The following is a 16222-nucleotide window of genomic DNA, read 5'->3' as shown; positions in this document are numbered from 1 at the left end:
CCCTACTCCCCGCTGTAGCGCTGCCCGGCAACGGGTAGAATGAGAGGCAGTAGACCCACCGCCACCGGGCGGTGTATTGCCCTCAATGGAGATGTTCAGTGAAAGCTGTATGGGGAATTGTTTTGTCGGCGCTGTTTGTGCCGACCCTGATGGCGCAGACTGCCGACCAGACGCTCTACCGTCAGGCGTATGACGCCGTACGGGCCAATGATCAGGCCCGTTTCCAGCAAATTCGTGCCCGTTTGACCCATTACCCCCTGCTCCCTTACCTCGATTACTATCAGCTCGCCTTTCGTCCGGGGGCGGCGGATTACAACGATGTGACCCGCTTTATCCGCCAGCATGGGGATACTCCCCAGTCCAACCGGCTGGAGCGCAGCTATCTGACCTATCTGGCCCAGAGCCAGCAATGGTCGCAGTTCCTGCGCTTCTATCCGGCCAAGCCGAGCTCCACCGATCTGCTCTGCATGCACTATCAGGCGCTCTATTACACCGGCAAGCCGAAAGAGGCGTTGCAGGGGGCGGGCAAGATCTGGATGAGTGGTCAATCGCGCCCCGATGCCTGCTCACCGCTGTTCCAGCTGTGGCAGGCATCCGGTCAGCGTACCCAGGAGAAGATCTGGCAGCGGATGACGCTGGCGTTCGAGGCGGAAAATCCCAATCTGATCCGCCACCTTGGCGCGACCCTGGGTAGCGGCTTGCAGAGCTATGGCGATCAGATGGTGACCCTGTTCGAGCAGCCAGCCAAGGCGATGAACCCGGCCTATTTCAGCAGCAATCCCTATTCCCGCAAGCTGCTCTCCCTCGGCTTGACCCGCTATGCCAATCAGGAGCCTGAGTCGGTGCTGCGCCAGCTTGCGCTGTTTCGCAGCCGTTTCGGCCTGACCCAGGCCGAGGTGAAACCGGTAGAGCGTGCCATTGCCCGCCGCCTGCTGCTGGATCGCTCAATAGCCCAGCGCAGTTGGGTCGACAGCACGGTGAAAAAGCTGGCGGACCCCGACATCACCGAGCTGCGGGCGCGACTGGCCATCTGGGAGCAGGATTGGCGTGGCCTCTCCGGCTGGGTGAAGATGATGCCGATGGCCCGTCAGAAAGAGGATCGCTGGCGCTACTGGATGGCGCGCTCCCTTGAAGTGCAGGGGCAGCAAAAACCGGCGCGGGATCTCTATCTGGAGACCGCCAACCTGCGCGGTTTCTACGGCTTTATGGCCGCCCAGCGCACCGGGGTGCCTTATCGCATCAAGAACCAGAGCGTCAAGCATGTACCGGACTGGCGCACGGCCAGTCAGCGCTGGCCCTTCCTGTTGCGGGTGCGCGAGCTGCTGTCGATGAACGAGATTGCGGCGGCCCGCTCGGAGTGGATCCACAACATGGATCGCAATCCGGTGGCCCAGCGCATCGAGTTTGGTCATATCGCCCTCAATCAGGGCTGGCACGAGCTGGCCATTCTCGCCAGCATTCGCGCCGAGGCGTGGGATGCCCTGGACCTGCGCTTCCCGCTGCCGCTCAAGCGCACCTTCTCCCAGATGGCGCAAGAGCGCACCATGAACACCAGTTTGCTCTATGCCATCTCCCGTCAGGAGAGTGCTCTCTATCCGCTGGCCCAGTCGCCGGTGGGGGCGCGCGGTCTGATGCAACTGATGCCTGCTACTGCCAAAGAGACTGCCGGCAAGCTGGGGGTGCCCTATCGCAACGAGCAGCAACTGTTTGATCCGACGATGAATATTCGTCTGGGAAGCGCCTATCTCAAACGCTTGCTGGATGTCTATGATGGCAACCGGATCCTGGCGGCGGCCGCCTACAACGCCGGGCCGGGACGGGTAAAACGCTGGCGAGAGCAGAGTGACAACAAGCCGATGGACGTGTGGGTCGAGAGCATCCCCTACAAGGAGACCCGCAACTACGTGCAAAACGTGTTGTCGTTCGATCTCATCTATCAGCACAAGCTGCAGCAGCCGCTGCGCTTCATGTCAGAGCGGGAGCTCAATCACGCCTATTGAGTCGGGGGCCGCCAGCCGGCCCCTGTTTTCAAATTTCCCTGCTGCCGGGTATCATCGGGTAAGGTTTTGTTACCAAAGGAAACATGCCTGGTGACCTGGCTCCGGGAATTGCATCAGGCCGCAGGGTATACTCGGGCGTCGGCACCGACAGGTTCCCCCACAATAAAGGAATGGATAGTGGCAACGATTAAAGACGTTTCTCAGCTGGCAAATGTGTCTATCTCCACCGTGTCGCGGGTTATCAACAACACGGCACAGGTAGCACCGGAAAAGCGTGAGGCCGTACTGGCGGCCATGAAGGAACTGAATTTTCGACCCAACAGTTTTGCCCAGGCACTGGTCAGCAAGCGTTCCAACTGCATTGGCGTGCTGGTTGGCGACCTCTGCGGCGGCCCCTTCTTTGCCCAGATGATGCGTGGCATCGAAACCATGGTCGATCAGGCCAACAAGTTCACCATCGTCATGTCTGGCAACCACGATATCGCGCGCGAGCGTCACGCCATTCAGGCGCTGCTGCAGCGCCAGTGCGATGCGCTGATCCTCCACAGCAAGGCGCTCCCGGACGAGGAGCTGAGCGAGCTGGCGGCAGGCTCTACCCCCATCGTGTTCATCAACCGTCAGGTGCCGGGCGCTGAAGATCGCTGCGTCTGGCTCGATAACCAGGCGGGGATCACCACCGCGTGCCAGCACTTGCTGGATGCCGGTCATCGCAACATCGCCTTTATCACCTCCGATGATGAAGAGTTTGTCGATGGTCAGCAGCGGATGGCCGGTTACACCCAAACTCTGGCGAGAGCCGGGATCGCCTTTGATCCTACTCTCGTTAGCCGCGCCTATGCCGACGAAAATGGCGGCTATGTGGCGATGAGTGAACTGCTGGCCCGTGGTGTCGAGTTCACTGCCGTGCTCGGTTTCAACGACGGCATGGTGGCCGGCGCCATCTCTTGCCTGCTGGAGCGGGGTTACAAGATCCCGCAGCAGGTGTCGGTGGTGGGGTTTGACGATATCCCTTACGCCCGCTACATCTATCCCAAGCTCACCACGGTGCGCTACCCCATCGAGGAGATGGGCAGCCGCGCAGCCGAGCTGGCGCTGCGTCTGCTCGATCACAAGCCGGTGGACGGCCTGGCGCTCAAGTTTGAAGCCCAGCTGGTGGAGCGTGAGTCAGTCGCCTGACGTGCGTCAGACAGCGAACAACAAGGTGGCCCCATCGGGGCCACACTCTTTTCTGCGTTATCTCTCTAATCCGCTATTTATCCCGCCAGGGCGATCCGCTGCTGGCGGCGTGCCTCCACCCCTTCTGCCACCATATCGAGCAGCTGCCTTGTCTGTTCCCAGCCGATGCAGCTATCGGTGATCGACTGGCCGTAGCGCAGCGGTTTGCTGCCAATCTCCTGACGCCCTTCGCAGATAGAACTTTCCACCATGATGGCGGCGATGGCATGGTTACCAGCACCCAGCTGGTCGGCAATATCTCGGGCAACCAGCAGCTGGCGGGCGTGCTGTTTCTGGCTGTTGCCGTGGCTGCAATCGATCATCAGCCGGGGTGACAGATGATGCTGGCGCAGCAGCTCGCCAGCCTCTGCCACATGACAGCTCTGATAGTTGGGCAGGCGGCCACTGCGCAGGATCAGGTGGCAGTCGGGGTTGCCATGGCTGCGCACCAGTGCCAGCTGGCCATCACCTGAAGGTTGGGTATAGAGGTGGGCCGCCCGGCTGGCGAGGATTGCCTCGACTGCGATCCGGATATTGCCGTCGGTGCCGTTTTTAAAACCGATGGGGCAGGGGAGGGCGGAGGCCAGTTGGCGGTGGAGCTGGGATTCGGTGGTGCGGGCACCGATGGCGCCCCAGCTGATGAGATCCCCCAGATAGAGCATGCTGGTGAGATCGAGAAATTCGGTGGCACAGGCGAGCCCTTCCTGTCCAAGGGCCAACAGTAACTCGCGGGCCTGGGTTAGTCCCTTTTCCAGTTGATCGCTGCCATCGAGGTCGGGATCGAAGATAAATCCTTTCCAGCCGAGCGTCGTGCGCGGCTTTTCGAAATAGGTGCGCATCACCAGTTGCAGCTGCTCCCCGTATTGGCCCTGCAGTTCAGCGAGCTGGCCACCATAGTCGCGGGCGGCTGCCGGATCGTGAATGGAGCAGGGGCCGATCACCAGCAGCAGGCGATCATCCTCTCCCTGCAGAATATGGCGGGCTTGCTGGCGGCTGCGTGCGATTTGGCGAGTAAGCCGTGCCGGACAGGGTCTGGCCTTTAACATCTCGTCAGGGGTGGGCAATGTGGCAAGGGGTGAAGCATTCAGAAGTGAGGTGAACATGAGCGATCCTGATGACAAATGGAAATCTGCATGCTCTTTGCTGTCCAGTGGGGATCTTCCCCTTATTCTCTTGGTTAACAGAGCGCGGGCATGGGCCCGCGCTCTGTTATATCGGCCTTGGCTACCTTAGAAGCGGGCTGAGCCGCTGACGTAGTAGCTGCGACCCGGTTCGACGTTCTGGAAGACGGTGTCTTTCTCTTGCAGGCGCACGTCGGTCAGGTTGTTGATCCCCAGTCGCAGGTCAAAGTTCTCGGTGACCTTGAAGCCGGTGCCGAGATCGAAGGTCTGATAGCTGGGCAGCTTGTGCAGTACGACAACCTTGTTGACGGTCTGCTCGGCAAACTGTGTGCCGGTGTAGGTGGTGCCGACAAAGGCATTGACCCGCTCGGTGGCCTGCCAGGTGATCTTGGCGTTGGCCTTGTGCTCCGGCCGCTCGGGCAGAGCCTGGCCCTGATCGCCTTCAGCCTTGAGGTAGGTGTAGTTGGCGCCGAGGTTGATATCGTCGGTCAGATCGAGCTTGCCGGTCAGTTCCAGCCCCTTGGTAGTGGCTTTCTCCAGGTTGTACCAGGTGCGGTCAGTGGAGTTCGGCAACTGCTTGAAGGTGAGCATGTCGTCGATGTCGGAGTAGAACAGGGTGGCGCTGGTCTCCCAGATCCCTTCTCCTGCGATGACCCCCAGCTCGTAGTTGGTGCTGGTTTCCGGCTTGACCTTGTCGCTGCCATAGATGCGGCAGCTGCCGCCGCAGCTCTCGATGCTGTAGCCGTTGGAGTACTGGTGCGGTGCCGGTGCCTTGAAGGCCTGGCTGACCCCGCCTTTCACGGTCACCACATCGTTCATCTCATAGACCAGATAGCCGCGCGGGGTGAAGTGGCTGCCGTAGATCTCGTGATGATCGTAACGGCCGCCCAGCGTGAAGGTCAGGCTGTCGGTCAGGCCGATCTCGTCCTGAGCGAACAGTGCCTCCTGAGAGTGGCTCTCTTTGCCGCCGATATCCTTGTAGCTCACCGCATCCACCAGCTCCCGATCCAGATATTCACCACCCAGGGTCAGGTAGTGGTTGGCCAGCGCCAGGTTGGTGTAGCCCTTGAGGGTCAAGGTGTTCTCTTCCAGCTCCCGTTGCTGCGGGGCAGAGTAGCTGGTGTTGAAGTCGTCGATCTGGGAGGTCTCGTAGTTGGCCATGACGGTGGTGTCACCCCAGCTCCAGTTCCCCTTGTGGGTCAGACCAAACAGGTTGCGATCGTTTTGCTGCTGGCGGCTGTGCACCTTGTTGCCGGTTTTGCGGAAGATATCGAGAGGCCGCTCATCCTGGTTGTAGAGGTAATCCAGCTCGAAGCGCTGCTGCTCATCCACCAGCCAGCTCAGGGTGGAGGCGAAGTTGCGGGTCTGTTTGGCTTCGATAAGGGGGATGCCGTCAGCAGCTTCGGTGGGGGTCCAGGCTTGACGGTCATACACCTCGCCGTTCATCCGGATCAGCAGGTTGTCGGTCAGCGGGCCGGTAAAGCCCAGGTTGGTTCTGTGCTGATCGCCGCCATCCTTGCCTTCGATGGCCTTGAAGTCGGCATCGGCCGCCCCTTGCCAGGTTTTGCCCGGCTGTTTGGTGATGATGTTGATGACACCCCCGATGGCATCGGAGCCGTAAAGTGCCGACATGGGGCCACGGATCACTTCGACCCGCTGGATCATGCCAAGGGGCACCGGAGTATTGTCGAAGTTGCCGCCGCGCCACAGGGCATTGGAGGAGGAGAGGCGTTTGCCATCCACCAGTACCAGGGTGTACTTGCCGGACATGCCGCGAATGCCGATATCGCTGCGGCCATTGGTGTCAGCTTCAGCCTGAATGCCCACTTCGTGGCGCAGCAGGTCGGCAAGGTCATTGACGGGCGCGGCGGCGATCTGTTCGGCCGTGATGACAGAGATAGAGGCCGGTGCCGAGCGGGTATTGTGCGCCGTGGTGGTGACGGTGATCACCTCATCGGCTTGAGGGGCGTTGCTGGCGGCGATCGCTTGCTGGGTCAGCAGAGTGGCGATGGTAGTGGCCAGCAGGCTGGGAGCAATAAAACGGGAGGTTGAGGATTTCATTATTTACATCTTCCATAATATTCAAATGATAAGCGTTATCATTATCAAGTTGAATTTGCTCCGATCGCAACTCTTTTTTATCGGCGAAGCTCAGTTTCGTTCGTCACCCTCTTTTGACTAAAAAGAAGTTAATGAAATTGATTCTCATTTGTATTGATCGTTTTTTCGCTCCTTGTTAGGATGCCGTTCACCCTGATATCTGGTGAGTCAAATGACTCACATTAAGTCGTATCAGGCAGTGATTCATTCCAAGGAGTAGCACCGTCATGTGTGACCATGCACTGGAAGGAGAGTGGCCCGCCACAGCGGTCGGGCTGGATAAAGTGTGCTGTTTTGCCAGCGGTGACAGGGTACTGGTCGCCTCCGGTATCCACGACAGTTTTACCGGCATCCCGCCGGAGAAGCTGCTCGCCCATCTGCGTCAGTTGCGCCAGCAGGGGATGGTCAATCCCATCGCCATCGGCGCCATCCCTTTTGATACCCAATCCCCCTGGCATCTGGTGATCCCGGCGCAATCGCAGTGGGTCGCAAGGGATGCTCTGTTGCCAGCCCGCTGTTGTCAGCTTCGTGGCGAGGTGAGTGAAGTGACCGGCTCTGCCCACTATCAGGGGGCTGTGCGGGCGGCACTGCAGCAGTTCAGTGAGGGGCAACTCGAGAAAGTGGTGTTGTCGCGCGCCATTGATGTGCAGAGCGCAGAGCAGACCTCCCCCGCACACGCCTATGGCTCTCTGCTGGCCCAGAATCCGGGGGCCTATGTGTTCCAGATCCCGCTGCCGGAGGGGGAGACCCTGCTTGGTGCGAGCCCCGAGCTGCTGGTATCGCGCAGCGAGATGGCGGTGGTGAGCAATCCGCTGGCGGGCTCCCGTCCGCGCCGCGCTTTTCCTGATCAACAGGCGGCCAGTGCCGAACTGCTGGGGGCGCAAAAAGATCGCTATGAACATGCGCTGGTGGCCGATGCGGTCGCCGCCGCCCTCGCTCCCTTCTGCCGTGAGCTGGATGTTCCCCCGGAGCCGCAGGTGATCGCCACTCCTACCATGTGGCACCTCTCGACCCGTATCGCCGGGCGGCTCCATGAACCCTCTCCCGTGCTGGCACTGGCGTTGGCGCTGCACCCGACACCGGCGGTATGCGGCACGCCGCTCTCGGCTGCGCGTCAGGCCATCTCCCGGCTTGAGGGGTACGATCGCCGCTTCTACTGCGGCGCCGTCGGCTGGATGGATGCCGACGGCAATGGCGAGTGGGTGGTTACCATCCGCTGTGGCGTGCTGGCCGGCAGGCAACTGCGGCTCTATGCCGGCGCCGGGGTGGTGGTGGGCTCTTCGCCGGAAGCGGAGTGGCAGGAGACCGCCGCCAAGCTCGGCACCATGCTGCGGGCGTTTGGCCTCGAAAGCCGGGAGCCGGAGGTGACAACATGAAGCCCCTGGTGCCCTTTACCCCCTGGCCCGCCGAGCTGGCAGCCCACTACCGGGCACGAGGATGGTGGCGCGGACAACCGCTCGCGGCCCTGCTCGATGACTCCGCCGAACGTTATCCCGAGCGCACGGCCCTGATTTGCGGCGAGCGAACCCTTAGTTATGGCCAGTTAAAGCGTGAGGTCGATGCGCTGGCGGCGCGGCTGGCCGCGCGCGGGCTGGGCCATGGTGATACCGCGCTGGTGCAGTTGCCCAACTGCGCCGAGTTCTATATCTGCTGGTTTGCCCTGATCCGCTGCGGCGTAGTGGCGGTGCATGCCCTCTACAGCCATCAGCGGCGCGAGCTGGTGGCCTTTGCCCGCCAGATTGAGCCCACCTTGCTGGTACTCAGCCCCTCCCATCCCGGCTTTGCCGGTGAAGCGGGGAGCTTGGCGGCCCTTGATGAGCTGATATCTCCCTCCTGCCAGACACTGCTGTTCGAGCAGGCAGAAGGCTCCGATCTTCAGTCAGGATTTGCATGGTGTCAGCCTGACCCGATAGCCCGTGCTGATGGTTCGCCGCTGACGGCTATCGCGCCAACTCCTACCCCGGCCGATCAAGTCGCTTTTTTCCAGCTCTCCGGCGGCAGCACCGGCACCCCCAAACTGATCCCCCGCACCCACGATGACTATGGCTACAGCGTGCGCCAGAGCGTAGAGGTGTGCGGCTGGGATGAGCGGGTGATCTATCTCTGCGCTCTGCCAGCGCCCCACAACTTTCCCCTGAGCTCCCCCGGGGCACTCGGGGTGTTTTATGCCGGTGGCTGCGTGGTGCTGGCAAAGGATCCCTCTGCAGCAACCTGTCTGCCGCTGGTGCAGCGCCATCAGGTCAACTGGGCAGCACTGGTGCCACCGGCTCTGGCGCTCTGGCTGGAGGCGGCCAGCCACTATCCGCAGACCTCTCTGGAGTGTGTGCAGGTGGGCGGTGCGCGCCTCAGCCCGGCTCATGCCGATGCGGTAGCGAGCCTCCTTGGCTGCCGCCTGCAGCAGGTGTTCGGCATGGCCGAGGGGCTGGTCAATTACACCCGCATCGAGGATGACCAGTGGCACATCGTCAATACCCAGGGCCGTCCGATGAGCCCGGGCGACGAGGTGGAGGTGCGGGATAGCGACGGGCGCCCCTTGCCGGATGGCGAGTGTGGAGAACTCTGGACGCGTGGCCCTTACACCTTTCGCGGCTACTTCAAGGCCGATGCCCACAATCAGCGCGCCTTCGACCGGGACGGTTTCTACTGCACCGGCGATCTGGTCTGCCGCTTGCCCAGCGGCCATCTGATGGTGGTGGGGCGTAACAAGGATCAGATCAACCGGGGCGGGGAGAAGATCGACGCCCTCGAGATTGAAGAGTTGCTGATTACCCATCCAGATGTGCGGCAGGCGGCGCTGGTTGCCATGCCCGATCCCATGCTCGGGGAGCGCAGCTGCGCCTTTCTGATGTGCCGCGAGCCCCTCAATCTGCCCCGTTTGCGCCGTTTCCTGCGCGAGCAGGGGGTGGCCGATTACAAACTGCCCGATCGCCTGGTGCTGGTGGAGCAACTGCCCCACACCCCGGTCGGCAAGATAGACAAACAGAGGCTGCGCGAGCAGCTCGCCAAGGAGTGTGCATGACCATTCAATCCCTCGCTGCCTACCCGCTGCCTACCGCCGAGGAGCTGCCAACCGGGCGGGTGAACTGGCCCTTCGAACCGAGCCGCGCCGCCTTGCTGGTCCACGATATGCAGCACTATTTCGTCGATTTCTACGGGCCAGACAATCCGCTGATCAATCAGGTCATCGACCATATCGCCACCCTGATCCGTCAGGCGCGAGCCCTCGGCATGCCGGTGGTCTATACCGCCCAGCCTGCCGAGCAGAGCCAGGCAGATCGGGCGCTGCTCAACGACATGTGGGGGCCCGGGTTGACCCGAACTCCGGAGCGTCAACCGATTGTTTCGGCGCTGGCGCCAGAGCCGCAGGATACGGTGCTGACCAAGTGGCGCTACAGCGCTTTTTGCCGCTCTCCACTGGCAGAGCTGATGGCCCAATGGGGGCGGGATCAGCTGGTGATCTGCGGCATCTACGGCCATATCGGGGTGATGCAGACGGCGGTCGATGCCTTTATGCGCGATATTCGCCCCTTCCTGGTGGCTGATGCCATCGCCGACTTCTCCCGCGAGGATCATCTGTTGGCGCTCTCCTACGTCAGCCGCAATGCCGGTCGGGTGATTACCGTGGCCGAGGTGATGGCGGCCAGCAAACGCCCTCTGACTCGCGAATCGCTATGGGTTCAGGTGCTGGCACGGCTGCCCGCCGAGATGCAGCAGGAGCAGCCCACCGAGGATGACAACTTGCTCGACTACGGTCTCGACTCGCTGGCTGTGATGGGGCTGGTGGAGGAGTGGCGCCAGCAGGGGCTGGTGGTGGAGCTGGCCGAGCTGGCCCGCACGCCGACTCTGGCTCACTGGTGGGGGCTCCTCTCCCGTCAGATTCACGTCAGTCAGCCCAATGTCAGCCAGCTCAATGTCAGTCAGGACAAGGCTTATCAGGTCAACGAAGAGCACGTCACCGAACCGGAGTGCACCCCATGAGCGAGTGGCAAGGCAGAACCGTCTGGGTAACCGGCGCGGCGCAGGGAATTGGCCATGCGGTGGCGCGCACCTTTGCCGAGGCGGGGGCCAGCGTGGTGGCGTTCGATCTGCAATTGGCCGGGGCCTTGCCCGGCAACGTGAAGGGCGTGGTGCTCGACGTGAGTGACAGCGAGGCCGTGACCCGCTGCTGCGAACAGCTGCTGGACGAGGGGCTGGGACCCGATGTGCTGGTCAATGTTGCCGGCGTACTGGCGACCGGCAGGCTCGATGAGGTGGATGACGCCCTCTTGCAGCGCACCTTCGCCATCAATACCTTCGCCCCCTTCTACCTGATGCGGGCCCTGACTCCCTGGTTTCAGGGGCGGCGCAGGGGCGCCATCGTCAATGTCTCCTCCAATGCCGGTCGGGTGCCGCGAGTGGGGATGGGCATCTATGGCGCCTCCAAGGCGGCACTGACCAGCCTGACCCGAACTGCTGGGTTGGAGCTTGCCCCCTATGGGGTGCGCTGCAATCTGGTGTCGCCGGGCTCGACCCGAACCCCGATGTTATGCGGCATGTGGCAGGAGGGGGAACAGCGCGAAGGGGAGCTTCGCACCATTGCGGGCCTGCCCGGGCAGTTCAAGCTGGGGATCCCCCTTGGCAAGCTCGGGACACCCGACGAGGTGGCTGCCTGCGTGCTGTTTCTCGCCTCCGATGCCGCCAGCCATATTACCCTGCAGGATCTGGTGGTCGATGGCGGTGCCACATTGGGGGGCTAGCCAGCGCACTGCCGATCTGGCAGGCGTGACACCTTCTTCATGGAGGAGGCCTTGCCTCCTCGCTTATCAGCCATGCGGGCAGGGGCAAGTCGCTGCCCGCTCGATGTTTGCGCAAGGATATTCCCATGGAACAGACAATGGCGATGCGCGCCACCCATCAGCGTGGTGAGCACCCGCGCTGGCCGCTTACCACAGCTCAGGCGGGCATCTGGTTTGCCCAGCAAAAATATTCGCAGAGTCCCGCCTGCAATACCGGCGAGTACTGGCTGCTGGAGGGGGCGCTGGCTCCCCATCACTTCACCCGTGCGGTGCGCCAGACCATCGACGAGATCCCCGGTCTGCACTGCGCTTTTGTTGCCACTGCCGATGGCCCGCAGATGGTGGCCAACCCCGCCTGCTGGCAGCTGAGCGAGCGGGATCTGCGCAGCGAAGCCGACCCGCTCGCAGCCGCGCAGGCCGAGATGCGTGCGCAGTTGGCCGTCCCCTTCAATCTGGCCGGGGGGCCGCTGTTTGCCACCAGCCTCTATCGCCTTGGCGAGGGGCGGTGGGCCTGGTTTATTGCCGTGCACCATATCGCCATCGACGGCTTTGGCCTGAGCCTGCTCTGCCAGAGGGTGGTGAGCTGGTATGAGGCGCTTTGCGCCGGTGAGCTGCCAGCCCCCTGCCGCCATGCATCCCAGCAGGAGTTGCTGGCTGAAGAGGCGGCCTATCAGGATTCGCTGCGCGCCGCGCGGGATCGCGATTTCTTCGTGCAGCAGCTGGCCGGGGTGGAGAACCCGGCGTCGCTCTCCCGCCGTCCGGCGCAAGGGCCGGGCCCCACCTATCGTCTTGAGCAGCGGCTTTCTGGCCGCCAGTGGCAGGCATTGGTAGAGCGGGCGAGTCGCTCGGCCTGTCACCCCTACAGCCTGCTGCTGGCGGCGGTGGCCAGCTATGTGCAGCGGATGAGCGGCGCTGGCGAGGTAGTGCTGGGTATTCCGCTGATGGGACGGCTGGGCTCAGTGGCGGCCGATACCCCCTGCATGAAGGTCAATGTGGTGCCCCTGCGCATAGAGCTGAGCGGCACCAGCCGGGTAGGGGAGTTGCTGGCACAGGTCGAGCGGCAATTTGCCGCCCTGCGCCGTCATCAGGGCTGCCGTCAGGAGTGGTTGCAACAGCGCCAACCAGGCCAGCCGCTGTTTGGCCCTCAGGTCAATTTGATGCCCTTTGCCCGCACCCTCTGCTTTGGTGAAGGACAAAACCAGGTTCGTGGCGAGGTGCAGGTGCTGGCGGCGGGGCCGGTGGAGGAGTGCGCCTTCTATTTTGCCGAGGAGGCGGGTGCTATGACCCTGACCCTCGAAGCACATCAGGGGCGCTTCAGCCATCAGGAGAGCGAACGTCATCTGGCCCGGCTGGTGGCCTATCTGGCGGCCTGGAGTGAGGCGGATGACGAGGCCCTGGCGGTGCGCTTGCCGCTGTTGCTGCCCTGCGAGCAGGCTGAGCTTGCGCACTGGAACCAGACCGACCATCCGTTGCCGACCACCACCCTGAGCTCACTGCTGGCCGAGGGGCTGGCGGCGGCAGATCAGAGCGCTATCGCGCTGGAGTGTGGCGCCGAGCGCTGGCGTGTTGCCGAGCTGCGCCAGCGCACCCGTCAGTTGGCCAGCTATCTGGCGGGGAGGGGAGTGGGCCCCGGTTGCCGGGTGGCGGTGGTGATCCCGCGCTCTCCCGAGCTTATTCTTGCCCAACAGGCCATCATGGCGGTGGGTGCCGTCTATGTACCCGTTGATCCGGACTATCCGGCGGAGCGGATCGGCTACATTCTCGCCAGCAGCGATCCTGCGCTGGTGCTGACCAGTCGTACCTTGCGGATGCCGCTCGACGTGGCGGCACCACTTGTCTGCCTCGATGCTCCCGGTGTGGCAGAGCAGCTGGCGACGATAGACGTGGCGGGGATAGCACCTTGTGATCTGCCAGCCCCCAAACCGGAAGATGCGGCCTACATCATCTACACTTCCGGCTCGACCGGTCGGCCCAAAGGGGTGGTGGTGAGCCATGGCGCCATCGTCAACCGGCTGCTCTGGATGCAGCACATGTATCCCATCGGCCCGGCGGATCGGGTGCTGCAAAAGACCCCGGCCGGTTTCGATGTCTCCATCTGGGAGTTTTTCTGGCCCTTTATGACCGGGGCGCGGCTGGTGCTCGCCAAACCGGGCGGCCACAAGGATCCCGCCTACCTTGCCGAACTGATTGAGCAGGCCGGGATCACCACCTTGCACTTTGTTCCCTCCATGCTGCAGATCTTTGTCACTCAGGCCGAGCCTGCGCGTTGCCGCGCCCTGCGGCAGGTATTTTGCTCCGGCGAGGCGCTGCCCGCGGATCTGGTGCAGCGCTGGTATGGGACATTCTCAGCCCCCCTGCACAACCTCTATGGCCCGACCGAGGCGGCGGTGGATGTCACCTGGTATCCCTGCCGGGCAGACGAAGTGGTGACCAGCGTGCCCATCGGCTATCCGGTCTGGAATACCAGCATCCACATTCTCGACCCCTGGTTGCAGCCGGTGCCGCCCGGTGTGGCAGGTGAGCTCTGGATCGGCGGCGTACAGGTGGCGGAGGGCTACTTTGGCCAGCCCGAGCTCACCGCCGAGCGCTTTATTGCCAACCCCTTCGGCGTGGGACGGCTCTATCGCAGCGGCGATCTGGCTGCCTGGCGCGAGGATGGCGCCATCGAGTATCTGGGGCGCCTCGATTTTCAGGTGAAGATCCGCGGCCAGCGCATCGAACTGGAGGAGATCGAGCAGGTGCTGCTGCGCCATCCCCGGGTGGCGCAGGCGGTGGTGCTGGCCCCCGAATTTGCCCCCGGCGATCGCCGTCTGGTGGCCTATGTGGTGGCCGCAGATAGCAGAGATCTGACGCTGGCCGAGCTTACACCTGCCCTTGGCGCTGTCTTGCCTGACTACATGGTGCCGGGGCTCCTGGTAAACCTGGCTGAGCTGCCGCTTACCCCCAATGGCAAGCTGGATCGCAAGGGGCTGCCGCTGCCCGATATGGCGTCGGCGGTGGGTCAGTCGCTGCCGAAAACCCTGCTGGAGGAGCGGCTCTGTCGCCTCTTCGCCGAGATACTGGGGCTGGCGCGGGTCGGCGCCGACGATAACTTCTTTGCCCTCGGCGGCCACTCCCTGCTGGCGGCGCAGCTGGTGGTGCGTATTGATGAATCAATAGGACAGGGTCTCACTCTGGCGAGCCTGTTCGAAGCACCGAGCCCTGCCCAGCTGGCGCGCCGTCTTGGCGGCGAGCGGGAGGCCATGCCCATGCTGTTGCCCTTGCGGGCGCCCGGTGCGCAGTCTGGCACATCGTGCCCCACCCTCTTTTGTGTCCACCCCGCAGGGGGGCTCGGCTGGTGTTATGCGCCACTGGTGCCCCATCTGCCGACCGACATGGCCGTCTATGCCCTGCAGGCGCGGGCGCTCTGTCAGCCGGATGCGCCACTGCCCGCCAGTTTCGACGAGCTGGCGCTCGATTATGTGACCGAGCTACGTCGTCAACAGAGCGAGGGGCCCTACTGGCTGCTCGGCTGGTCGCTCGGGGGCATGCTGGTGCACCGGATGGCCGCCATGCTGCAAGAGCAGGGACAAGAGGTGGCCATGGTGCTGCTGCTCGATGCCTACCCCTGTCAGCAGTGGCAGACCCAGCCGTTGCCCGACGAGCAGCGGATGCTCGATGCGCTGCTGCGGATGGGGGGGATTGCGGTTGCGGACGAGGCGCTGGATTCCCTCACCCGTGACGCGGTGGTGGCCCGACTGGGGGCAGAGGGGAGTGCGTTGGCCATGCTCGACGAGCAGGTGGTGAGCGCCATGATTGAGCTGGTGGGCCACAACAACCGGCTCATCCGTGAGCCGGTCGACTACTGCTACCACGGGGAGGTGATCTTTATCGAAGCATCAGCTTCCCGCCAGCCCTGGCTGGATGGACGTGGCTGGGAGCCGCTGACAAAAGGGGAAATCCGCTATGAGCGCTTCTCCTGCCTGCATCAGGAGATGGTGCATCCCGACTGGCTGGCGCAGGTCGGCGCCCTTATTGGTGAGCGGGTCGATAGGGTCGGGCAACAACCGCACATGCGGCTGGAGGGGGGCGCATGACCCCGGTTGCCGCCATCCGGGAAGCCTTGCTGGCGGGCAAGCTGGTGGGGCTGGGGGAGCCGCACTGGCACCCGGATTTTATCCGGCGCCAGCACGCCTGGCTGTGTGACCCGGCGCTCTGGGGAGTCATGACCGACTTGGTGCTGGAGTGCGGCAACCGCCGCCATCAAGGCTTGCTCGATGCCTGGTTGGCGGGGGAGGAGAGCTGGCAGGGTGAGCCGCTGACGCTGGCACGGCTCTATCCGGTCTGGCTCGACTCTTGTGCCTTTCCCGCCTGGATGGCCCCCGAGTTTCCGGCCTTCTTTGCCGCCCTGCGCCAGAGCAATCTGGCGCGCCCCGAACATGTGCGGCTGCGGGTGCATCTCTGCGAGCCCTTATTCGAGTGGCAGGAGATGAGCCCGGAGCGGTGGCAGCAACACAACAGGGGGCGGGATCTGGCGCTGGCCGACCATCTTCTTGCACTTCCCCCGCGCGGTGTGGTGGTGCTGGCGGGGGCGCGCCATCTGCTCAAAGCCGCAGGAGATCCCCACTTTGCGCAGCCGACGCTGGGCCAGTTGCTGGAGGCCGCAAGGCCGGGTTGGCTGCAGGTGCTTCACCCCTGGCCAATGGCTGATGAGAAGGGAGATGAGGAAGAGGAGTGGGTGTGCGAGTTGGCCGATATCACAACTGCTGACCTCTATCCCCACTGGCCGGCGCATCCGCCGCTGGAGACTCTTATCGACAGGTTGGTGAGCGTGACTGACCGGGGACGGGAGATGCGAATTTGCCCGACTTTGCTGGCCGAGCCCTGGCGCAGCCACTTGCTAAGTCGCGCTCACTTGCTGCCAGCTGGCATGGCCAGCCAGCTGCATCAGTGGCTGGCGTAACTGCTGGTTGGAGTAACCCCTGACAAGAAGTAACAGAAGGGGGAGCAAGGCTCCCCTTTTCAATATTTG

Annotated in this window: 10 protein-coding genes; 8 read left to right on the top strand and 2 right to left on the bottom strand. The window is 63.1% G+C overall.

Going from position 1 to position 16222, the window contains the following annotated elements:
• Positions 1-98 precede the first annotated feature (98 nt).
• Together AB5Y97_RS08585 and AB5Y97_RS08580 are read left to right on the top strand one after the other, a co-directional pair.
• A complete protein-coding gene (locus tag AB5Y97_RS08585; RefSeq protein ID WP_040066126.1) occupies positions 99-2000 on the top strand; it encodes a transglycosylase SLT domain-containing protein in 1902 nt (633 codons plus the stop codon).
• Positions 2001-2177: 177 nt separating this feature from the next.
• Positions 2178-3176, top strand: a complete 999-nt coding sequence (locus tag AB5Y97_RS08580) for a LacI family DNA-binding transcriptional regulator (RefSeq protein WP_368157587.1) — start codon at positions 2178-2180, stop codon at positions 3174-3176.
• A 77-nt stretch (positions 3177-3253) separates the two neighbouring features.
• On the opposite strand, the gene AB5Y97_RS08575 is transcribed toward AB5Y97_RS08580, so the two are convergent.
• Together AB5Y97_RS08575 and AB5Y97_RS08570 are read right to left on the bottom strand one after the other, a co-directional pair.
• Complete coding sequence (locus tag AB5Y97_RS08575) at positions 3254-4318, bottom strand: 3-deoxy-7-phosphoheptulonate synthase (protein ID WP_368157586.1); 1065 nt, start codon at positions 4316-4318, stop codon at positions 3254-3256.
• A gap of 126 nt (positions 4319-4444) precedes the next feature.
• A complete protein-coding gene (locus AB5Y97_RS08570) occupies positions 4445-6397 on the bottom strand; it encodes a TonB-dependent receptor (RefSeq protein ID WP_368157584.1) in 1953 nt (650 codons plus the stop codon).
• 266 nt (positions 6398-6663) lie between these two features.
• Here AB5Y97_RS08570 and AB5Y97_RS08565 point away from each other — a divergent pair, with 266 nt between their 5' ends.
• From AB5Y97_RS08565 to AB5Y97_RS08540, 6 genes are all read left to right on the top strand, one after another.
• Positions 6664-7812: an isochorismate synthase MenF gene (locus AB5Y97_RS08565; protein ID WP_236302802.1), complete on the top strand. Its 1149-nt coding sequence runs from the start codon at positions 6664-6666 to the stop codon at positions 7810-7812.
• Positions 7809-9455, top strand: coding sequence for a (2,3-dihydroxybenzoyl)adenylate synthase (locus AB5Y97_RS08560; RefSeq protein WP_236302801.1), 1647 nt, complete (start codon positions 7809-7811; stop codon positions 9453-9455). The genes AB5Y97_RS08565 and AB5Y97_RS08560 overlap by 4 nt, the downstream gene beginning before the upstream one ends.
• Positions 9452-10414 carry an isochorismatase family protein gene (locus AB5Y97_RS08555; protein WP_236302800.1) on the top strand — a complete coding sequence of 321 codons (963 nt, stop codon included), beginning with the start codon at positions 9452-9454 and terminating at the stop codon, positions 10412-10414. The genes AB5Y97_RS08560 and AB5Y97_RS08555 overlap by 4 nt, the downstream gene beginning before the upstream one ends.
• Positions 10411-11172: a 2,3-dihydro-2,3-dihydroxybenzoate dehydrogenase gene (dhbA, locus tag AB5Y97_RS08550; protein WP_368157582.1), complete on the top strand. Its 762-nt coding sequence runs from the start codon at positions 10411-10413 to the stop codon at positions 11170-11172. The genes AB5Y97_RS08555 and dhbA overlap by 4 nt, the downstream gene beginning before the upstream one ends.
• A gap of 125 nt (positions 11173-11297) precedes the next feature.
• Positions 11298-15287 carry an amino acid adenylation domain-containing protein gene (locus tag AB5Y97_RS08545; protein ID WP_368157580.1) on the top strand — a complete coding sequence of 1330 codons (3990 nt, stop codon included), beginning with the start codon at positions 11298-11300 and terminating at the stop codon, positions 15285-15287.
• Positions 15284-16153: a hypothetical protein gene (locus tag AB5Y97_RS08540; RefSeq protein ID WP_368157578.1), complete on the top strand. Its 870-nt coding sequence runs from the start codon at positions 15284-15286 to the stop codon at positions 16151-16153. The genes AB5Y97_RS08545 and AB5Y97_RS08540 overlap by 4 nt, the downstream gene beginning before the upstream one ends.
• Positions 16154-16222 lie beyond the last annotated feature (69 nt).

It is taken from the genome of Aeromonas sp. R10-2, assembly GCF_040908445.1.
Taxonomy (GTDB): domain Bacteria; phylum Pseudomonadota; class Gammaproteobacteria; order Enterobacterales; family Aeromonadaceae; genus Aeromonas; species Aeromonas veronii.
This window is presented reverse-complemented; position numbering and strand designations above follow the sequence as displayed.